The sequence below is a fragment of the Parabacteroides faecis genome, assembly GCF_014647375.1.
GTDB classification, from domain to species: Bacteria; Bacteroidota; Bacteroidia; order Bacteroidales; family Tannerellaceae; genus Parabacteroides; species Parabacteroides faecis.
This window is the reverse complement of the sequence record NZ_BMPB01000001.1, coordinates 684,024-706,433: the sequence shown is the minus strand read 5'-3', so window position 1 is coordinate 706,433 and position 22,410 is coordinate 684,024. Positions and strand designations below refer to the sequence as shown.

Annotated in this window: 16 protein-coding genes; 11 read left to right on the top strand and 5 right to left on the bottom strand. The window is 45.0% G+C overall.

The window, feature by feature from the left end; all coding sequences use genetic code 11:
* The first annotated feature begins 54 nt into the window (after positions 1-54).
* The gene (locus IEY67_RS02230) at positions 55-468 is read left to right on the top strand and encodes a hypothetical protein (RefSeq protein WP_183670083.1); all 414 of its coding nucleotides are present in this window, start codon (positions 55-57) and stop codon (positions 466-468) included.
* Between the two features lie 6 nt (positions 469-474).
* Here the strand turns inward: IEY67_RS02230 and IEY67_RS02225 are convergent, their stop codons facing one another.
* Positions 475-891: a DUF1016 N-terminal domain-containing protein gene (locus IEY67_RS02225; protein ID WP_183670085.1), complete on the bottom strand. Its 417-nt coding sequence runs from the start codon at positions 889-891 to the stop codon at positions 475-477.
* A gap of 194 nt (positions 892-1,085) precedes the next feature.
* Here IEY67_RS02225 and IEY67_RS02220 point away from each other — a divergent pair, with 194 nt between their 5' ends.
* The gene (locus tag IEY67_RS02220) at positions 1,086-3,695 is read left to right on the top strand and encodes a sensor histidine kinase (RefSeq protein ID WP_183670087.1); all 2,610 of its coding nucleotides are present in this window, start codon (positions 1,086-1,088) and stop codon (positions 3,693-3,695) included.
* 8 nt (positions 3,696-3,703) lie between these two features.
* The gene (locus IEY67_RS02215; protein ID WP_183670089.1) at positions 3,704-4,459 is read left to right on the top strand and encodes a LytR/AlgR family response regulator transcription factor; all 756 of its coding nucleotides are present in this window, start codon (positions 3,704-3,706) and stop codon (positions 4,457-4,459) included.
* 19 nt (positions 4,460-4,478) lie between these two features.
* Here the strand turns inward: IEY67_RS02215 and IEY67_RS02210 are convergent, their stop codons facing one another.
* A complete protein-coding gene (locus IEY67_RS02210; RefSeq protein WP_122374649.1) occupies positions 4,479-4,901 on the bottom strand; it encodes a Riean_0653 family protein in 423 nt (140 codons plus the stop codon).
* 12 nt (positions 4,902-4,913) lie between these two features.
* Positions 4,914-5,573: a hypothetical protein gene (locus IEY67_RS02205; RefSeq protein WP_183670091.1), complete on the bottom strand. Its 660-nt coding sequence runs from the start codon at positions 5,571-5,573 to the stop codon at positions 4,914-4,916.
* A gap of 264 nt (positions 5,574-5,837) precedes the next feature.
* Between IEY67_RS02205 and mnmG the strand changes: the two genes are divergently transcribed.
* The 5 genes from mnmG to deoC all read left to right on the top strand — a co-directional run bounded on the left by mnmG (position 5,838) and on the right by deoC (position 11,344).
* Positions 5,838-7,715, top strand: coding sequence for a tRNA uridine-5-carboxymethylaminomethyl(34) synthesis enzyme MnmG (gene mnmG, locus IEY67_RS02200; RefSeq protein ID WP_183670583.1), 1,878 nt, complete (start codon positions 5,838-5,840; stop codon positions 7,713-7,715).
* An 83-nt stretch (positions 7,716-7,798) separates the two neighbouring features.
* A complete protein-coding gene (gene uvrC, locus IEY67_RS02195) occupies positions 7,799-9,607 on the top strand; it encodes an excinuclease ABC subunit UvrC (protein ID WP_183670093.1) in 1,809 nt (602 codons plus the stop codon).
* A gap of 9 nt (positions 9,608-9,616) precedes the next feature.
* Complete coding sequence (gene dtd, locus IEY67_RS02190) at positions 9,617-10,069, top strand: D-aminoacyl-tRNA deacylase (protein WP_122355319.1); 453 nt, start codon at positions 9,617-9,619, stop codon at positions 10,067-10,069.
* Position 10,070: 1 nt separating this feature from the next.
* Positions 10,071-10,409 carry a nucleotide pyrophosphohydrolase gene (locus tag IEY67_RS02185; RefSeq protein ID WP_122355317.1) on the top strand — a complete coding sequence of 113 codons (339 nt, stop codon included), beginning with the start codon at positions 10,071-10,073 and terminating at the stop codon, positions 10,407-10,409.
* Positions 10,406-11,344, top strand: coding sequence for a deoxyribose-phosphate aldolase (deoC, locus tag IEY67_RS02180; RefSeq protein ID WP_183670095.1), 939 nt, complete (start codon positions 10,406-10,408; stop codon positions 11,342-11,344). Before IEY67_RS02185 ends, deoC begins: the two co-directional genes overlap by 4 nt.
* Before the next feature lie 148 nt (positions 11,345-11,492).
* Here the strand turns inward: deoC and IEY67_RS02175 are convergent, their stop codons facing one another.
* Positions 11,493-12,467, bottom strand: a complete 975-nt coding sequence (locus IEY67_RS02175) for a polyprenyl synthetase family protein (protein WP_122374652.1) — start codon at positions 12,465-12,467, stop codon at positions 11,493-11,495.
* Positions 12,468-12,566: 99 nt separating this feature from the next.
* Here IEY67_RS02175 and polA point away from each other — a divergent pair, with 99 nt between their 5' ends.
* The 3 genes from polA to ychF all read left to right on the top strand — a co-directional run bounded on the left by polA (position 12,567) and on the right by ychF (position 18,186).
* Positions 12,567-15,347 (top strand): DNA polymerase I, encoded by a 2,781-nt coding sequence (gene polA, locus IEY67_RS02170; protein ID WP_183670097.1) that lies wholly within the window; start codon positions 12,567-12,569, stop codon positions 15,345-15,347.
* 35 nt (positions 15,348-15,382) lie between these two features.
* Positions 15,383-16,546: a DUF4934 domain-containing protein gene (locus tag IEY67_RS02165; protein ID WP_183670099.1), complete on the top strand. Its 1,164-nt coding sequence runs from the start codon at positions 15,383-15,385 to the stop codon at positions 16,544-16,546.
* A gap of 536 nt (positions 16,547-17,082) precedes the next feature.
* Positions 17,083-18,186: a redox-regulated ATPase YchF gene (gene ychF, locus IEY67_RS02160; protein ID WP_122355306.1), complete on the top strand. Its 1,104-nt coding sequence runs from the start codon at positions 17,083-17,085 to the stop codon at positions 18,184-18,186.
* A gap of 86 nt (positions 18,187-18,272) precedes the next feature.
* Here the strand turns inward: ychF and IEY67_RS02155 are convergent, their stop codons facing one another.
* Positions 18,273-22,259 (bottom strand): hybrid sensor histidine kinase/response regulator transcription factor, encoded by a 3,987-nt coding sequence (locus tag IEY67_RS02155; protein WP_183670101.1) that lies wholly within the window; start codon positions 22,257-22,259, stop codon positions 18,273-18,275.
* Between the last annotated feature and the right edge of the window lie 151 nt (positions 22,260-22,410).

Sequence of the window (22,410 nt, the reverse complement as noted above, 5' to 3'; positions counted from 1 at the left end):
AAAACCGGTGAATACTTCGTTTATTAAACAGTACTCACTCAAAAACATATTATTATGAGCACATTAGCATCAAATCCACGAATCAGTAAAATGATCCATTCAATTTCAGAAATTTGGTTTATCATTATTTTGTCCATTCCTGCATGGAGCATGATTCGTTATCTGATCATAAAAGAGTTTGATAACTTTACTTTTGTTCTTACTTTGTTTTTTACGATTGCTATAGGCTTACTGATCAAACAAATTTTTCAAAGAACAGGATGGATAAGTCTATTACTTGGTTTTCTTCTTTCGTTTGCTTCCCTGTATATGATTGGGGCATTGCTTTCCGAATATAGTGAATTTTCTACAGGGAGAGAGCCAAATGCCATATTGATGCTCACTGTAGGAGGAACTCTTTTTGGAATATCCCTAATTCTGGCACTAAAAATGTGTTATCAAGGGGTACTTAATATGCTTGCCAGCTAAAAGCTGTTACGCTTCATCTACAGATTTACATTTTGTGATTATCTCTGTATGATGTCTCCATGGTATTTCTGCCACAAGTTGTGGCAGTTTCTGTTGTTGAAATTCTGCACCAAGTTGGTGCAGTTTTATTTCATTACCAGAATAAAATAAAAACCACTTTTTCATGTACCACAGATTACGAGCTGAAAAACCTTTCATCTCAGGAAAAGCGATACGCAAGTCAGCGCTTAGTTGTTCAATAACGCTATCACCCCAATTGGAAATGGATTGTTTACGAACAATATCAGAGCCAATGCTCCAATACAATTCAAGAAGTTCTGTGTTTACTCTTAAAGCCGCTTTGATCTGGCTTTGTCTGATACGCTGTTTGAGTTCTATCAGCCATTGCTGATACTCTTTGTCTGCCTTAATTAAATTGTTCATAGTCTCGGAATTGTTAAAATAAACTTCAATGTTGCAAACATACAACAAAACCTCTAATGAAACAAAGGATAAGCAAAATATCCTTGGTGACAGATTCTCACCCAAACCCGCCATTCACTCATTTTTCAACCAGGTGAAAGCCTTTCGCCTATACTTTTGAACTGTAATCGGATTTTTCATTTAAATTTACAGTTATGAAAGCGAGACTCTTATTTTTATTCCTATTCCTATGCCTGACATGGAGCGGATGGGCGGAATCATTTACTCCTTACAGTCGCGATTCTCTAAAAAAAGGGGATTGGTTCACTTTTGAATGTGTTAATTATTATCCTTATGTGGCACCGGGAATCAAAGAAGAGATTCCTTGGAGAGCGGAAAATATCCGAAGGGTTATTATCCGGGCAACAGTGACGGACAGAACGGATAAGTCTATTTCTATTGACTATACGCTGGATAATCTGTATGATTGTCATAATGACCAAAAGAAACAAGGCTTTTATTATTTCGACAGCCGTTACCAGCAAGATTTTGCCTTCAAAGATAGTGTGTCAGGTAAACAGATTTTACATGCTACATACGATCGGAAAAGTGGAAAAGCACTCATATCCGACAAAGTGAACTCACTCTACTCCTATTCAAAAGCATATATCCCTTTTGGAGTAAGACAGGAAGGATTATCTACCTATACAGAAGTATCAGTCCATGATTCTTTAGATCTGGAAAAGCTGGTTATTCCAACAGCCGACAATCTCCTGACCGGATGGAAAAAAGATGTACCTAACTTCCCAGTACCGAATACACGGATTATCGAAGCCTCCTTCCCTCTTCCACCGAATACTGAATTTACCTGCTGTGATTTCGATATCGACGCATCCGGAGATTCGACTATTCATAAAAAAATATTTATCCCCTACCCGACAGAATACAAAGTCGGAAAACGAGTGACCTTACTGCTCACTCCGGGAGATTCCATTGTCCAGGATAAAGAAGTTTATGCCAATACACATACCTTCCATTACGAAGGACGAGGAAATGAACAAAATAACCTTCAATACAACTTCATGCGATTCTCTTACTACAATTCTGAATTTTACAGTACCTCTCCCGCCGATCAGAAAAAAGCATTTCAGTCCCGCGATTCTCTTTTTCAAACGGCCTTTGAGAAAGATTTCAAGAAGATGGACCCCTATTGGCGAAGAGTATTTGAACTCTCGGAAGAGTATTTTAAAGGTAGTGAAATCCTACGGCGTTGCATGTTTACCACTGACAAAGATGTCTGGCGCAAAAGCGGCTTACCCGACTGGCAAGCTCCCTACTTTACATCTGTTAGTCCACTCATCGATTATGCATATAGTCTAAAAAAACAGGGTGCAGCAAATTATAATTATTTTTTGTATGTCTATACTATTTATAAAAAACAGGAACTCAAGTCGGATAATCTATATCTGAACAAGCAGAAAGGATTAACCCAACAGGAAGACTATCTATTAACTAAACAAATCCTTTCCGGTTATCCAAAATATCAAGTAAACAAAGTTAATCTAAAGGCTTTAATGGGTGAAAAAATGCTATCCGAATTAGAAGCGGATTACAAGGATTTTATCAGTTCCTGCCCGGATACCAGCCTGACAAACGATCTAAAAAACACATACAATAAGCTGTTACCTTTTGAAGCCGGAAAGAATATTAAAGAAACCGGTCTGATTATAACCGACAGCCTGCACCTGGCAAAAGGAAACAACCGGAAATACATCCTGTTACAACTATTGACATGGGATGGTCTTCCCGCCAATAATCTCCAAAACGCACTCGACTTGAAACAGCGTATTGAAGCGGAAGGACTAACTTCCACCATACAACTCGAACTATACTCAAAGTTTTCCTCTCATAATGCTGAGAAGGTAAAGCCATACAAAGTTATACCCAGCCAGCAAGTACAAGATTTAAAGTCTAAGGGTATCTACCCACTCACCATTCTGATGCGCGAAGACGGAACTATTCTCTATCGGAGACTCTGGGATTTTGACATAGACACAATCATCGATTTAGTTAAAAAAGACCTGAACAGAGAAGATAAGTCCTTCAACGATTTCATAAAAGGATTCAAAGAAGGTGTTATAGGTGCGCTTTTACTCGCTGCGATCATCGGTCTTATTTACTATTTCCGAACCAAAAACAAACAAAAGCAAGAACTTAACCGCCGCCGTATCCGCGAACTCGAGTTGCGTGCGATCCGTTCCCAGATGAACCCGCATTTCATCTTTAACGCACTCAGTTCGATCCAGAATCTGATCAATCGTTCAGCCAATCAGGAGGCGAATAAATATCTGATCGACTTCTCCCGCTTACTGCGAAAGGTACTGGCTACATCCGAAAAGAAACTGGTTACCCTCTCCGACGAGATCGAACAACTACAGTTGTATCTGAAACTGGAACAGCTGCGTTTCCCCTTCTCCTACTCCCTGACGGTAGACGAAAATATCCAGCCGGATACGATCGAAATACCGGGAATGCTGATACAACCCTTCATCGAAAATGCAGTTAAACACGGAATCGCTCCGCGCGGTACCGGAGAGATTATAATTCGATTATCTTTGCAAAACCAGTTATTGATAATCGACATCACTGACGATGGTCCCGGACTAGATACAGACGCAAATGGAGGCTTCGGCATCCGTGCCGTCACCAATGAATTTGAAATATTGAAAACGTTATACAATACGGAAATCGGTGTTACGATCGAAAACAGACAGGAGAAAGAAGCTGTTTCCGGTTGCCATGTCCGGTTATCCATTCCTTTATAAGACAAAATATGGATACGAAAATAACCGCAGCAATTGTAGATGACGAGCAGGGGAACCGCGAGAACCTGCTCCGCATGATCGGGACTTATTGCCCGCAGATCAGTATATCGGCCATCTGCAGTTCCGTTACGGAAGCTCGTACCGTCCTACCCGAAGTAAAACCGGATATCCTTTTTCTGGATATCCGGCTGGGTGACGATACCGGTTTTTTCCTCCTCGAAAATCTTCCGGATATTCCTTTCGAGGTGATTTTTGTAACCGCTTACGACAGCTATGCGATCCAGGCAATCCGTTTCAGTGCACTCGACTATTTACTGAAGCCTATCGACCCGGAAGAACTGACACATGCCGTAGACAAAGCAGTCCTGGTCGTCTTACGAAAACAGGAAAACAAACGGATGCAGAACCTTCTTCAAAACACGCGGGCAATAGATAAACAAAAGAAAATAGCGCTGTCGGTCGCCGACAAAATAGAATTCGTAGAGATCGGCTCCATCATCCGCTGCGAATCGGAAAGCAATTATACGACCTTCTATTTAAAGACAGGAGAGAAACTGATTGTCTCCAAAACATTGAAAGACTTCGACGAATTGCTGACGCCCTATCATTTTCTGCGCGTGCACCAATCGCATCTGATCAACCTGGATGAGATCAAAAGCTTCATCAAAAGCGACGGAGGATATATCCGTATGAAAGACGGTTCGTCCATCAGCATTTCACGGCAACGGCGCAACTATGTGATGGAAGTTTTAAAACAGCTATAACCCCCTCGCCCAAATTCATTCACTCCTTATATTTCAGGTCGAAACGCCCCTTTGTCATACGCCCGCCTTCGAAAGTACCGCTAAATATTCCGTCAGACATACGGGTAATGTGTACTTTCCCATCCTCTATATTTTGATTATCAAAAGACACATTTGTATACGGAAGTGTTTCACCCTGTTTGGGGTTGGCTATCGTAAAACGGAGAAACGAGTCGAAACCGACCTGTGCCGAAATCGTCATACTGGTACTATCTTGCAGTTTTGCATATTCGGCAGCCGGCAAACTCCACCGGCCACTGACATACACCCAGCCATCTATCAGGCAGCCTAACGTATTCTCCCCGGTCGTAGTCGTCTCGGGCATGAGCGTCGGATCGACCGATTTATTTTCTTCACAGGCTACGCAAAAAAACAACAAACAGATAAATAATATATGTCTCATAACAGTCTCTGATTAAAAGTGAAAATTCATACCGAACAACAAGGATAATTGGGAGAAGCAGCCCCCGCCTCCATTCAATTCAGGCGATTCGACCTGCCATTTCTGACCGTGATATTTGACGGAATAACTTTCGGAGGACGTGACAATCCAGTTCAGTTTTGCAGAAATACCCACATGCGATGAGAGAAGATATTCACCACCGGCTGAAAGATTATATGCCAACTTATTCATAGACACATCCCGGGGCTTATCGTACACGAAGCTTTTATCTTTATAATACTGATACCCCACGCCGGTCGACAAAGAGAGATTATATTTTTGCTTCACCATAAATAAAGCAATCTGAGGCGCGATATAATGCATCAGAATCTTGTCAGAACCTTCGTCATGAGTTCCCTTATACCGACCACCCTGATAAATGAGCCCCGGAGAGAGTTTAAACGAATTGAAGATATATTTATCTCCTAAAAAATAGTAATTGACATCCCAGGCTACCCCATTCCTCAGATCATTACGATAGGTGTCGGAATTGCTTGTGATCCCGATCATTTTTCCCAGATACCAGGAAGGTCCTGCATGGATGGAAAACATCGATTTTCCGATCGACGCCTCCTGGGCACAAAGCGACACAGTCTGTATCAACAGCCCTAATAAAAGTACATACTTTTTCATAACGTTTTTTTTAGACTTACAGTAAATAAGATGTATTTGAACTGCCAAATGCTGCATAGCCTTCTAAGAGTTTTATCTTATATAAAAAACATGATAATCCGGTTAGAGTCATCATAAAAGCCAAAGACTGCCGATGCCGGGATCTATCCTGCCGGGTTTGCCTAATCTTTAACGAAACAAAGCATAAGCAAAATATCCTTTGGGATGATGACTAAAAGGCGGAGTATGACTATCTTTGCAGAAGAAACAAAGATAATTACGACAATGACTTTCAATTACGATGTGATCGTGGTAGGTGCCGGTCATGCAGGCTGTGAAGCCGCAGCAGCTGCCGCCAACCTGGGTTCAAAAACGCTTCTTATCACAATGGATATGAACAAGATTGCACAGATGAGTTGCAATCCGGCTGTAGGCGGTATCGCCAAAGGGCAGATTGTTCGTGAGATCGATGCGCTGGGAGGGTATATGGGTATTGTTACAGACAAAACAGCCATCCAGTTCCGCATGTTGAACCGGAGTAAAGGTCCTGCCATGTGGAGCCCGCGCTCACAAAGCGACCGTGCCCGCTTCATCGATTGCTGGCGGGGAATACTGGAAAATCGTCCGAATTTATATATCTGGCAGGATACAGTCCGGGAAATCATATTGGACGGAGACACTGTTTGCGGTGTTAAAACCAATATGAATGTAGAATTTCGTGCGAAGAGCGTGGTTCTGACCAACGGTACTTTCCTGAACGGCTTGATGCATATCGGCCGGACGCAAATACGCGGCGGACGCATCTCCGAACCGGCTGCAACCGGATTGACGGAACAGTTGGTTTCTTTAGGCATCAAATCGGAACGGATGAAAACCGGAACCCCGGTTCGTATCGACGGACGGAGCGTACACTTCGATGAAATGGGTGAACAACCGGGAGAGAACGATTTCCATAAGTTCTCCTATCTCGATTTCCAACCACGCCCGTTAAAACAACTCAGTTGCTGGACCACTTTCACCAACGAAGCCTGTCACGAGATTTTGCGCGAAGGCCTCCCCGACTCTCCGTTATACAACGGACAAATTCAGAGTATCGGACCGCGTTACTGTCCAAGTATCGAAACGAAGATCGTCACTTTTGCCGATAAGAACCAGCATCAGCTATTCTTAGAACCGGAAGGTGAAACGACACAGGAATATTACCTGAACGGTTTCTCCTCTTCTCTCCCACTCGATATCCAGTTACGAGCCCTGCAAGCCATCCCGGCATTCAGGGATATCCGTATTTATCGTCCGGGATATGCTATCGAGTACGACTTTTTCGACCCGACACAGTTACATCATAACCTGGAGACAAAACAAATCCGCAACCTGTTCTTTGCCGGACAGATTAACGGGACTACCGGATATGAAGAAGCAGGCGGACAAGGACTCATGGCTGGTATCAACGCCCACATCAATTGTCACGGCGGCGAGCCTTTCATCCTGGGCCGGGACGAGGCCTACATCGGTGTATTGATCGACGACCTCGTCACAAAAGGGGTGGACGAACCTTACCGTATGTTTACCTCCCGTGCCGAATACCGCATCCTGCTCCGGCAAGACGATGCCGATATGCGACTGACAGAGAAGTCCTATCAAATAGGATTGGCAAAACAGGATCGTTACGACCTGCTCACGGAGAAAAGAGAGCAACGGGATGCAATCATCAGCTTTGCAGAAAACTATTCCGTAAAGCCCCAATATATAAATTCGGGATTGGAGAATCTGGGAACTACCCCACTCTCTCACGGCTGTAAACTGATCGACCTGATCCCTCGCCCGCAAGTTACACTGGAGAACATTGCCGAGCTTGTTCCTGCATTCCGTGCAGAGTTGGACAAAGTATCTGTTGCCCGCAAAGAAGAGATCATCGAAGCGGCAGAAATCCTGATTAAATACAGCGGTTATATCCGCCGCGAACAGATCATCGCAGACAAGATAAACCGCCTGGAAAATATTCATATCAAAGGCAAGTTCGATTACAATTCGATCCAGTCTTTATCGACGGAAGCGCGGCAAAAACTAACACGGATAGACCCGGACACGATTGCCCAGGCAAGCCGTATCCCGGGCATTTCCCCGAGCGACATCAACATACTGCTGGTACTGCTCGGAAGATAAAACACGAATTGTTCCACGTGAAACATTTACTTCAGATAAAAGAAGGTAAAACACTGGGAATAGGACAGAAAGAGTAAAACAAAATGAGTGCGGAAACTGAGAAACATATTAAAATGATCCTTTCGATCCTGCCGGACAAGCCTGGTTGCTACCAGTACTTCGACGAGAAAGGAACCATCATTTATGTAGGCAAGGCGAAGAACCTGAAGCGCCGTGTATCCTCCTATTTCAACAAGGAACACGACAGCAACAAGACACGTGTATTGGTTAAGCAAATCCGCGACATCAAATACATTGTTGTAGATACGGAAGAAGATGCCCTCCTACTCGAAAACAATCTGATCAAACAGTACCGTCCACGCTATAATGTTTTGCTGAAGGATGACAAAACCTATCCTTCCATTACCGTCAAAAACGAATATTTCCCACGCGTCTTCCAGACCCGGAATATCGTCAAAGACGGTTCGCAATATTATGGTCCCTACCCATCTGTATATACAGCCAAAGTCATGCTGCAGATGTTGAAAGAACTTTATCCGCTGCGTACCTGTAAATACCCGTTGACACCCGAATCGATTGCTGCCGGGAAATACGATGTTTGTCTGGAATACCACATCAAACGTTGCAAAGGACCTTGCATCGGACTGCAATCGCACGAAGAGTACCAGAAGAATATTTCCGAAATAAAGGAAATACTTCGTGGAAATATTTCCCAGATCAGCAAACATCTGTACGAGGAGATGCAGGCACTGGCTGCCGAACTAAAGTTTGAAGAGGCTCAAAAGATAAAAGAGAAATACGAAGTGATCGAGAATTACCGTTCAAAGTCGACGGTAGTTACGCCAATGCTTCACAATATAGATGTATTCTCTTTCGCAGAGAACGAGAAGTCCGCCTACATTAATTTCATGCATATCGGAAACGGGGCAATTGTACAGGCCTATACGTTTGAATACAAGAAACGCCTGGATGAAACGAAAGAAGAACTGTTAAGCCTGGGTATCGTAGAAATGCGCGACAGGTTTAAAAGTACGGCACGCGAGATCATCATCCCTTTTGAAGTGGAGATGGAGTTGGGAAACGTTTCCTTCACCGTTCCGCAGCGCGGGGATAAAAGGAAATTGCTGGAACTTTCGGAAATGAACGTAAAGCAGTTCAAGGTAGACCGTTTGAAGCAGGCAGAAAAACTCAACCCGGAACAACGGAGCACACGTATCCTGAAAGAAGTACAGGACGCTTTGCACCTCCCCAAACTGCCTATCCATATCGAATGTTTCGATAACTCGAATATACAAGGCAGCGATGCTGTTGCAGCCTGCGTCGTCTTCAAAATGGCGAAGCCATCGAAGAAAGACTATCGCAAATACATCATTAAAACAGTTGTCGGGCCCGATGATTATGCCTCCATGAAAGAGGTGGTACGCCGCCGTTACCAGCGTGCGATCAACGAAGGTTCTCCCCTGCCCGACCTGATTCTTACCGACGGTGGAAAGGGACAAATGGAAGTCGTCCGCGAAGTGATCCAGGACGAACTCCACCTGGACATACCGATAGCCGGCCTGGCGAAAGACGGAAAACACCGGACTTCGGAATTGCTTTTCGGCTTCCCTCCCATAACTGTAGGTATGCCGATACAAAGCCAGATGTTCCGGTTCTTCACCCAGATACAGGACGAGGTGCACCGCTTTGCCATCACGTTCCATAAGGACAAGCGAAGCAAAAGCCAGACACGCTCCGAACTGGACACCATCAAAGGGATCGGCGAGAAAACAAAAGTACTGCTTCTGCGTCATTACAAGAGCGTAAAAAGAATCCGCGAAGCCAGCTTCGATGAATTGAAAGAATTGATCGGTGAAGCAAAAACAAAAGCATTAATAAATGGTTTAAAGTAAACATATAGAATGAGAACAGTTATACAGCGTGTACAGCATTGTTCCGTAACGATCGACGGAGAACTCAGGTCACGGATAGGGAACGGAATGCTGGTATTGGTCGGTATTGAAGACCGCGATACACAGGAAGACATCGAATGGTTATGCAAGAAGATTGCCAATCTGCGTATTTTCGACGATGAAAACGGCGTTATGAACCGTTCTGTGATCGAATCGGGAGGCGAGGTAATGGTGGTTAGCCAGTTTACCCTCCATGCCTCTACAAAGAAAGGAAACCGCCCCTCTTACATCAAGGCTTCCAAACCGGAGTTTGCCATCCCGATGTACGAATCGTTCTGTGCCGAGATGGGGTTGCAGATCGGTAAGCCCGTTTCCACCGGAGAATTTGGGGCTGATATGAAAATAGAATTGTTGAACGATGGGCCGGTCACCATCCTGATCGACTCGCAAAACAAAGAATAAGATGGCAGATATTACCCTGCAGGAAGCCCAGGAAAAAGTGGACCAATGGATCAAGACATACGGTGTCCGCTATTTCAACGAGCTTACCAATATGACGATCCTGACCGAGGAAGTAGGCGAACTGGCCCGGATCATGGCACGTACCTACGGTGAACAATCGTTCAAGGAAAGCGATAAAAACCGCGATCTGGGCGATGAAATGGCAGATGTACTATGGGTACTGATCTGCCTGGCAAATCAGACCGGCGTAGACCTGACCGCTGCATTCGAAAAGAACCTGCAGAAGAAGACAAGCCGGGATAAAGAAAGACATATAAACAATAAAAAATTAGATGTATGACACACGAACACAATTGCAGTTGCGGTCACGACCATGATCATGAACACCATCACGACCATGAACACGAGCACATGGATAAATACCATGAAGCGTTCAGTAAATTCGATCCGGCCGGAACGGAAGAGATAGTAGGGAAACACGTCGTTTCAATCCTGGACAAACATGAAAAAGAGAACTTCACCCCCGAAGTACTGAAACAAATCCACGGATTCATCGACCTGACCTCTCTGACCAGCATCGATACAAAGGAAAGTATATGGAAGCTGGTGGACCGGGTAAACGATTTTGAAGGAACCCGCCCCGACGTACCGAATGTCGCTGCAATCTGCACCTATCCCCTCTTTGTGGAAACGGTTAAACAGGCACTGGCGGCACAGGAAGTAAAGATCGCTTCGGTAGCCGGAAGCTTCCCCTCTTCGCAGACATTTACAGAAGTAAAAATTGCGGAAACAGCCATGGCTATCATGTCGGGAGCCGACGAAATAGATGTGGTAATGAACCTCGGATATTTTATGGAAGAGAACTATGAAGAGCTGACCGAAGAGATACAGGAGATCAAAGACAGTTGCCGCGAAGGCAAATTAAAAGTCATTCTGGAAACCGGCGCCTTGCTCACTCCGGAAAATATTCAGAAAGCGGCCATTTTAGCCCTCTATTCCGGCGCAGATTTCATCAAGACATCGACAGGAAAGGGTTATCCCGGCGCAACCCCGAAAGCCGTCTACACAATGTGTAAAGTACTCAAAAAGTACCATTCCATCACAGGAAAACAGATCGGTATTAAAGTATCCGGTGGTGTTCGTACCGCAGAAGACGCCGTTAAATACTACACGATCGTCAAGGAGGTGCTGGGCAGCGAATGGCTGAACAAAGATTTGTTCCGTATCGGAGCCAGCAGCCTGGTGGAAGATATCGAACATCGGCTGGGTAAATAAAGGTAAAGGAGCTATAACCTAAAAAAGGGGACGCAGACGACGCAGAAAACGCAGACGGACGCAGATTTTGAATAATTTCTATCTGCGTCCGTCTGCGTTTTCTGCGCAATCTGCGTCCCTTTTCTAAATGTAGAATAACAGTATCTTGTTATTTCTGTCGTTCCATAATATAATCAGCCAAAGCAAGCAACCCCTCGCGGGCTTCCGATTCCGGCAGTTGCATAAGCACTTCAACAGCCTTATCGTGATATTCCTTCATCCGTAATTCGGCATATTCGATTCCTCCGTTCGCTTTGGCAAACTCGATCAAAGCATCGATATTACCGGCAGAGAAATCCTTTTCATTGATCACTTTCAGGAAAGATTCCACCTCTTCTCTCCTACCGCTTTCAAGAGCATGCAACAACGGTAATGTTACCTTTCCCTCACGTATATCATTTCCGGTAGGTTTACCGATATTCATTTCTTTAAAATAGTCGAAGATATCATCCTTGATCTGGAAACAATACCCGAGGTATTCACCGAACTGACGGCATTTACGCACCAGTTCCGGCGAAGCATCTGCCGATATAGCCCCGATCTCCGTACAGGAAGAAAGCAGCGTAGCCGTCTTTTTCTTGATCACCTGCATGTAACAAGCCTCGTCGAGAATAGCTTTCTCGGCCGTCTCCAACTGCTTGATCTCACCTTCCGACAAGTCGCGCCCTAGGTTAGATACGATATTTATGATTTGCAGATTACCGGTCTGAATCGAACGGATCAATGCAGTAGAAAGGACATAATCTCCCACCAGTACGGAAATACGATTATCGAAAACAGCATTCAGGGAAGGAACTCCCCGGCGTTCTTTCGTCTCATCTATTACATCGTCGTGTATCAGGGTGGCAGTATGCAACAATTCGAGAAAAACAGCCGAATTGATCGTATGATCTGTTACCTTTCCACAAGCTTTTGCCGTAAGCAATACCAATAACGGACGAACATGTTTACCGCTGGCATGCAAGATCTGGTCGATAGCCGCTTGCAGTCTATGCGTCTCGCTACGAAGCGAATCCGCAAACTCATCATTAAAGCGTTTAAACTCTTCCGCAACCGGTTGTTCTATTTTCTTTCTATCTTTCATAATCTATTCAAAGATTCGCAAAAGTAACAAAAAGTATTGAGTAAGCGAGTTTTTTCGTACATTTACCGTCTATTGTCACCCTAAAACGTGTTAAAAGAGATGAAGCTATTCCTTATAGACGCGTATGCACTGATCTATCGGTCGTACTACGCATTTCTTAAAAATCCGCGGATCAACTCGAAAGGCATGAACACTTCTGCCATTTTCGGGTTTATCAACAGTCTGGAAGATGTGTTGAAACGTGAGAATCCAACGCATATTGCCGTTGCTTTCGACCCGAAAGGCCCGACATTCCGTCACGAAGCATACGAATTATATAAGGCACAGCGGGAAGAAACCCCGGAAGTGATCCGGCAGTCCGTCCCTATTATCAAGGATATTATCGAAGCATACAATATCCCCATACTGGAAGTCCCTCGCTACGAAGCCGACGATGTAATCGGTACCGTTTCCAAGCAGGCGGAAAAAGAAGGGTTCGAAGTCTATATGATGACACCGGACAAAGATTACGGACAACTGGTGTCCGAACATATATTTATGTACCGTCCTAAATTCGGAGGCGACTACGAAGTGATGGGCGTACAGGAAGTATTGAATAAATATTCGCTGACTTCGGTCGACCAGGTGATCGACCTTCTTGGACTGATGGGCGACAGCTCCGATAACATTCCGGGTTGTCCGGGTGTCGGAGAAAAGACAGCACAGAAATTACTCGATGAATTCGGTTCCATCGAAAACCTGCTGGAGAATACCGACAAGCTGAAAGGCTCCCTCCAGAAAAAGGTATCGGAGAATGCCGAACAGATTCGTTTCTCAAAATTCCTGGCTACGATCAAGACAGATGTTCCCATCCAGTTCGATGCCGTTAAATGTGTCCGGGAAAAACCCAACGAAGCTCGTCTGGCCGAGATTTACACGGAATTAGAATTCAGAACATTTATTAACAAAATGACTGCAGAGGAGAAAAAGCCCGCTCCTGCCCCCAAAGCGACAAAAGGGCCTGTTCAAGGCAATCTCTTTGACTTATTTGCGACCGAGGTTCCGAGTGTTCCAAAATATTCGACTCTCGCGAGCTTAAAAACGACCCCTCACAATTACATAACCATTGATTCTGAGGAAGAAAGAGCCAAATTAGGCCGATTTTTACTGGATCAGGATTTTTTTGCTTTTGACACGGAAACCGATGGCATCGACCCATTGACAGCCGGATTAGTCGGAATGTCGTTCTCCATAAAGGAAAACGAAGCCTGGTATGTCCCGGTTCCTGCCGATAAGGAAGAAGCGGCAAAAATTGTTGCTCACTTCTCCCCTGCCCTGCAAAACCCGAAATCGCAAAAAATAGGACAGAATATAAAATTCGATATAATGGTCCTTCGCAAATACGATGTCCGGGTAGCCGGTCCGTTGTTCGACACCATGATCGCCCATTACCTGCTCAACCCCGAGTTGCGTCATGGGATGGACTACCTCGCGGAGACCTATCTCAAATATAAACCGGTCCCCATCTCGGAGCTTATCGGTCCGAAGGGAAAGAACCAGCTATGCATGCGCGATGTCCCGCTCAGTAAAATAGCCGAGTATGCCGCCGAAGATGCTGATGTCACATTAAAGCTCAAACATTTCTTTGCGCCCGAACTGAAGAAAACAGGGATCGAATCTTTATTCTTCGACATCGAGATGCCATTGATATATGTATTGGCAGAAATGGAGCTGACAGGTGTCAAGCTCGACACGGTCGCCTTGAAACAGTCATCGGAAGAACTGACCGGGGCATTACTCAAACTGGAAAAGGAGATCTATGAACTGGCAGGTACCAAATTCAACATCAACTCCAGCAAGCAGGTCGGCGAGATTCTTTTCGAACGGCTGAAGATAGAGGAAAAAGCAAAAAAGACAAAAACAGGCAGTTACAGTACCAGCGAAGATGTGCTGGAAAAACTACGATCGAAACATCCGGTCGTAGACAAACTGCTCGAATACCGGGGACTGAAAAAACTGTTGAGTACCTATATCGATGCACTGCCCGAACTGATCAGCCCGGTAACAGGCAAGGTACATACTTCCTATAACCAGACGGTGACCGCCACCGGACGCCTGAGTTCGACCAATCCGAACCTCCAGAATATCCCTATCCGGGATGAACTGGGGCGCGAAATCCGTAAAGCGTTCATTCCCGATAACGCAGATTGTACCTTCTTCTCTGCCGACTATTCGCAGATCGAATTACGTATCATGGCTCATCTCAGCAACGACGAGCATATGATCGAAGCATTCCGCAGCGGAGCCGATATCCATGCTGCCACAGCCGCAAAAATATACGGTATTCCGGTCGAGGAAGTAAGCAGCGATATGCGGCGTAAGGCAAAAACGGCCAATTTCGGGATCATCTACGGCATTTCCATATTCGGCCTTGCCGAACGGTTGAACATTCCCCGGGCGGAATCCAAAGAACTGATAGAAGGTTATTTCAAAAGCTATCCGGGTATCCGCGATTATATGGATGAAAGTATCCGTATTGCCAAAGAAAAAGGATATGTCGAAACAATCTTCAAACGCAAACGTTACCTGCCGGATATCAATTCACATAATGCCATCGTCCGCGGTTATGCCGAACGAAATGCGATCAACGCCCCTATCCAGGGAAGTGCCGCCGACATTATCAAGGTAGCTATGGTACGTATCTTCAACCGTTTCGAAGCAGAAGGTTTGAAGAGCAAAATGATCCTCCAGGTACACGATGAATTGAACTTCAATGTCTGCAATGACGAGCTGGAAAAAGTAAAACAGATCGTCCTGGAAGAAATGGAAGGTGCCATCAAACTACAGGTTCCGCTGATCGCCGATTGCGGCGAAGGTGTAAACTGGCTGGAAGCACATTGACAAGAAAAACAAGTTCCTTTATAACACACTAGGATATGAAATACCTCATTCTTGCTCTAACCTTATCGTTCGTTTGCTCATGTAAGCAGGCGAACGATAAAAATATACAACTGGTCACAGTCGATGTTGCAAAAGACTATCAACCGAAAGAAGTCTGGCTGCAAGATATTGCGGATATAGAATACATTCCTTTGGCAACATCCGATTCAATGCTCGTCAACTCCACACCTTCCGTCGTGTCAGATAAGGGAATAGCAATAAGAGGTGGAAAAATCGGAGAAATCCTACTGTTCGACAAACAAGGACAAAAGCTGCAAGGCCGTATATGCCGCAGAGGAGAAGGACCGGAAGAATACACCGCAGTTATTTTCAACATTGTCGACTGGCAGCGGAAAGAGGTATTTATTGCCGACTTCACCAGCCTGAAAGTGTATGACTTCTCCGGAAAATATCTCCGCACGCTGAGCCGTCAAAGCATAATGGACCTGAATATCATAGACCTGAACACAGATTACCTCTTATGCAGCATTTATAAAGAAGGGGAAGAAAACCCGTATGTCCCTTATTTTCTTCTCTCTAAAGAAGACGGAAAAATAGATACGTTATCGATAGAAATTCCCCGTTGTATAGCCAGCAACCGCAAAATCCTATGGGATGACGGACACACCAGCAGTGCCTACGGAATCTTACCTCAATTATACAATTGCACAGACAAGATCTGGTTAACAGACGTCGCATTAGACACCATCTTCGTAATGCATCCGGACCAGCATCTCGAACCGGTCATGGTACCTCTCCACGCTCCCACCGCAGACCAGGAAGCTCCCCTCCTGTTTTTCCGGGGAATGAACGACCGGTATGCCTGGGTAAGCAGGATACCCCGGCAGGTAACAGTCAAAATGAGCGATATGGCCGCCAACCGCGAGAAAAGGGAAAAGCTGTACATGTATGACCGTCATACCGACGAATGGTTCGAACCAATCTATCGTAACCGGGCCATAAACAATCGTGAAACGGACCCTAAATATATTGATATAACTTCTGTCCCCTACGGTTACGGTTTAGTTCAACTGAATGCCATGGACCTGGTGGAAGCCTACAGCAAGAACCAGATCACAGACGAAAAGTTGAAAGCAATCGCATCCCAGTTGCACGAAGAAGATAATCCTGTACTGATGGTGCTGAAGTTCAAGATGTAAGACTAGAGTTCCACAGCTCCCGATAGTATCTGTTTATACGCAGCCTTACAGATATTTACCCGAAATAAGCAATCTGATTTGATGAAAACAATAGTAAATAGCCGGTGAGATGCCTGTCTCACCCCCTTTTACACCCCCATCTCAACGATCCTCACACCCGGGTGTCAAGGGTACTGACACCCGGGTCTCAGCGGACATTACAAGTTATCTTTCTGATATTAAACTATATACTTTCAAAAAAAGATATAAGTCCACACCTCACGGATGATAGGTATGATAGTTGATATGATAGTTATTACAAGCGACTATCATAGAGTAAATATCTATTTTACAAATAGTTAAACACGAATATGATAGTATGATAGTTACTTTACAAAACATTTATTGGAACCAGTACCTACGAGAAAAGACAGTATATTCCCTGTTCATGAATAATATACAAGAAAGATTGGTTATCTTTGCAAGCTGAAAAAGCTGCCGGGCGGTAGCTTCTACAAAGAAATATTGCAAATAGATAATAAAACAATATATATTTTATGGCATTACAATGTGGCATAGTAGGTCTTCCGAATGTAGGGAAATCTACTCTTTTCAACTGCTTATCGAATGCAAAAGCACAGTCTGCAAACTTCCCGTTCTGTACGATCGAACCGAACGTAGGTGTAATTACCGTCCCTGACGAACGCCTGACCAAGCTGGCAGAACTGATCAACCCGAAACAAATTGTTCCTACCACAGTAGAGATCGTCGACATTGCAGGCCTGGTAAAAGGAGCCAGCAAGGGAGAAGGACTAGGGAATAAGTTCCTGGCCAATATCCGCGAAACAGATGCTATCCTGCACGTACTGCGTTGCTTCGACGACGAAAATATCGTACATGTAGACGGTAAAGTAGACCCTGTACGCGATAAGGAGATCATCGACGCAGAACTTCAGATCAAAGACCTGGAAACGATCGAAAGCCGTATTGCCAAGGTACAGAAACAAGCCCAGACAGGCGGTGACAAACAAGCTAAACAAGCCTACGAGGTGCTGGTAAAATATAAGGAAGCCCTGGAACAGGGGAAAAGTGCCCGCACGGTTACTTTCGAGACGAAAGACGAACAGAAAATCGCTCACGAACTCTTTCTGTTGACCAGCAAACCCGTTATGTATGTTTGCAACGTAGATGAAGCAAGTGCCGTAAACGGTAATAAATATGTCGATGCCGTACGTGAAGCAGTGAAAGACGAAAGCGCGGAAATCCTGGTCGTAGCAGCCAAGATCGAAAGCGAAATAGCCGAGTTCGAAACCTATGACGAACGCCAGATGTTTTTAGGCGAAATCGGTCTGGAAGAATCGGGTGTAAGCCGCCTGATCAAGTCTGCTTATAACCTGCTGAACCTACAGACCTACCTGACTGCCGGCGTACAGGAAGTACGTGCCTGGACATTTGAAAAAGGCTGGAAAGCACCGCAATGTGCCGGAGTGATCCATACCGACTTCGAAAAAGGATTTATCCGTGCCGAAGTGATCAAATACGACGATTATATCAAGTACGGTTCGGAAGCTGCCGTGAAGGAAGCCGGAAAGATGAGCGTGGAAGGAAAAGAATATGTCGTACAGGATGGCGACATCATGCATTTCCGCTTTAACGTATAAAAGACTTTACTGTCCATCAGATAAAAGGGGTGTGTTGCAAAAGTCTCATTATAATCTATATATGAGATCTTTACAACACACCTTTTTCATTTTTTCGAGTTCCTGTACTGCAACGGAGTGACTCCGAAATACTCCTTAAAACATTTCCCCATATAGCCCGGACTGGAGAACCCCGCTTTCCAGGTTATTTCGGAAATAGTCAAATCGCTGTTTTCCAGAAAATAGGCACATCGCCTCAACTTGATCTGCAGGATGAAGTCATTCAAGGTCAGCCCGGTAATACTTTTTATTTTAGCTCCCAGACGTGTACGCCCCACAGCGATCTCACGGCACCACATATCGATATTGAACTCTTTGTTCTCCATATTCTCTTCAATGATCCGGACAGAATCTTCCAGAAGCTGTTGATCCAGGCGGTTCGTCGCCAACTCTGCCGGGGTTGTTTCCGCCTCCGTACGGAAACGGGTCTGCTGCCGTTTCAAGGTGGCGATGATGTTATTACATTTCAATAATAGCAACTCCATGTTAAAAGGTTTCATTATATAGTCGCTGGCCCCGCATTTGAGTCCTTCCAAAGCACTTTCCAGATCGACACGCGCCGTCAGTAAGATGATCGGAATATGGGAAGTTTCCAGCTTCCGCTTCAGCCGCTGGCACATGGCCGTGCCGTTTATCACCGGCATCATCACATCGCTGATGATAAGATCGGGCTGCATCTCCTCCGCCATACGGATACCTTCTTCTCCATCACCGGCTTTATATACTTTATATTTGATCGAGAAAGCCTCTTCGAGTACCTGAAGTAAATCCTCATTATCTTCCACAAGCAAAACGGAAAGCGATTTTTCCGCTTTTCCCTTATCCGTTATCTTGTCAACAGGAACGACCTCCGGCGAGCCATACATTGCAATAGCTTCTTCCGGCTTCGCCTCCTGTACGGGCAACATATCGACCGGTTGCGGTTCCGTCGATTTCTGTTCGGAAGCAAGATGTTCATCCCCGAGTGGCAAAGTGACTGTAAAGGTTGTACCCTCTCCCAGTTCGCTCTTCACCCCGATATCTCCTTTATGCTGCATGATGATCTCCTGGGTAAGTGCCAAGCCGATACCGCTTCCGGAAAGGGAAAGGCCGGTTGCATTGTCCGCCTGATAAAACCGCTCAAATATATGGGCTTGTTGGCTCTGGGGAATCCCAGAGCCTGTGTCGGAGATCCGGATCTCCGCAAATTCCTTTTTACGGAGTATGCTCACGGTTATATTCCCCTCTTTCGGAGTAAACTTGAATGCGTTTGAAAGCAGATTATTAAATACTTTACGTATCTGTACCGAGTCGAACCAAACGGGTATATCTTCATCTACCGTTTCAAACCGGTATTGAATCCGGTTCATAACAGCATAATCCTTAAATGAATCGAATATCTGGCGCATAAAAGCGACCAGATTCTGCTGACTTGCACGAAAAGGCATTTTCCCTTGTTCAAGCCGGCGGAAGTCAAGTACTTCCGTAATAAGCTGCTGCATCTGCGCCGTATATTGCCGTACTTTCAGCAATTTATTCCGGAGTGTCCCTCCCAGATCATAGTTCTGCAGGACCAGGTCGACCTGGCTGATCATCAGGGTGAGCGGAGTACGCAGTTCATGCGATATATTGATATAGAATTTCAGCTTCATCTGGTTCAGTTTCTCTATACGCAATTTCTCCCGCTGTTCGAGTTCCAGGGAAGCCTTCAGGAAAGCACGGCTGCGGTTAAAGCGGATCAGCCAGACCAGAAACGAAAGAACCAGTAAACCATACAGGGTAAAAGCATATACCGAAGCATAAAAAGGAGGACGGACACGGATAGACATCACTATTTGTTTACCTTCCCCTGCCTCCCGCAGCAACAGATTATAATTTCCCGGAGGAATGGAAGTATAAACGATCTGCTGATGCCGCGTGCGTGTCCATTGTTTATCCAATCCCTCCAGTTTATATTCAAATAAATTCTTATCGGCATAACGGTAATTGGTAGAAGTGAATCCCAGCGTTATGTTATTCCGGTCGTAAGGTAAAGTCAGCCGGGAGGTATACGAAACAGCCTCCTGTAAGATATTCGATGATGCAGACGGGTAGACAGGCGCATTATTCACCGACAGACTATTGAACGATATGGTATAAGGAACCGCGACGGTCGACAATCCGGATTCTTTCGTTGCGATCATACCTTCCACCCCACCGATAAATATCATACTGTCTTTGGGAGACAGATACACCCCGCAGTTAGAATTCAGCCGGTGCAACGGAGAGGAAGTACCCAGCAACGTATGCGTACTCTTCCCTGTTTTCATATCCAGCAAAGTTATACCACGGATAGAAGTGACCAGCAATCTGCCCAAAGGAGTGACCAAAGCCCGGAAAGGTTCGTTTGTCAGCAACTGGCCTTGTTCCTGATTATAGCATGCCCAGAAATCATTCATCTGGTCATAGCATAATACTCCAACACCAGTTACTACAAAATAGATATGCCCTCTCCCATCTCCTGAAATGTCAGGAACCGGTCTCTTTCCGATCATATTCCTCACAGAAGGTATTTTCTCTACCGTCCGGGTATCCATTCGGACACAAACAATTTCTTTATTCGCCGGAGCAAGCCATAGCCTGTTTTCATTATCGAGATAGACGGAACGGATAATCCCGTCGGTCTGGTTACGAAGATCGGGATCGGAAAACAAAGGAGACAGTTTCTGCGTCTCCAGATTCAACAGGAACAGTCCCTCCTGCGAGACAACGATCAGATTGCCCTGCCAGGGTATCAGATCCGTAATAATCTGCTGGCTGTCGTTCAGCAATACACCTGTTCCCAGACGTTCCAGACGGCCGGAAGAAGAATAACAATATAAGCCGTGTTGAAAAGTTCCGATATATAACCGGTCGTTTCCGGTATCATACCAGACAGATTTGGTTGTCCGGCAAGGAATACGGGAAAGACCGGAATTGAACCGTTTTACTTTCTGCGTATTGCGGTCCAGGCAGTTCAGCCGTCCATGCTCGGTAGCGATATACAGGTTTCCTTTCGTATCTTCTGCCATCTTACCAAACAGGAAGCCCTCCAGGCTCTCCGGATCGTCGGGAGAAATACCGTAGTATGTATAATCCTCGGTATTCGGATTAAAATAGCTTAACCCTCCATAGTAAGTACCGACCCACATTCCTCCCTGATCATCCTTATAAATTGCATAAACCGACGAATGCTTCAACGACCAGGGGACCTGCTCCTTGTGCGACAGATGGTAATAATCCTGAAGAAACGGGTTCACAACAGTGATGCCGGCATACGTACCGATCCATATATTCCCTTTGATATCCTGGTTGATAGAACGCACCTGGTCGTTAATAAGCGGATGGACGGCATCGTCCTCCCGCAAAGCGATCCACTTACCTTCGCTGAATACCTTAGCACCATTGGCCAACGTTCCGACCCATAATCTTCCCCAATAGTCCACAAACAAAGAAGTGATCGATTCATTCTCCAGCAAATTCTGAAACGTCCCGTCCGAAAAACGATACAACCCTTTCGTTGTAGCCATCAGCCAGCCGTCATTCACATAATACAGGTCTTTAATGATCAGTGTCGAATCAGGTAAAGCACAGAGTTTTTCCGAGACACCATTGGATTTATAACGATATAATTCGTTTCTGTAAGCATAATACAATGTCCCGTCCCGGTATTCCAGGGTATGTGCCAGCACGGTTGTCAGGCGGAACTCTTCGGTCCGCATATTAAAAAATACCAGCCGTCGATTAGCCAGCATATAAATACATGAATCCCCGTCTCCGCATATTCCGTGAATATTATTGTCTTCTACCTCTTCCAGATAGTTAGAAAGACGGAAAGAACGGACAATCCTTCCGTCATACACGTTAAAGTTATCGTTCCCGAACCAGATAGCCCCTTTTGCATCCTGATAAACAGAAATAGCGGAGGGCTGCGTAAAGCCGTCATTCAAATCAATATGTCTGAAATAAAGTTCTTTCGCCGGTAATGGAAACAATATACATAAACAAAGTAGTGTATATAAGAATTTAAGCCCCATAAATGTAGATATTTAATGCAAATTTAACCCATTTTTAGTGGTAAACAACAATAGCAGTGCACGTTAACTAAAAGCAAAATGGTAATATCCGTCAAAAAAATAGTAAAATCCGTCACCAACGGCATTTACCATTCTATCAACAGATTCTAAC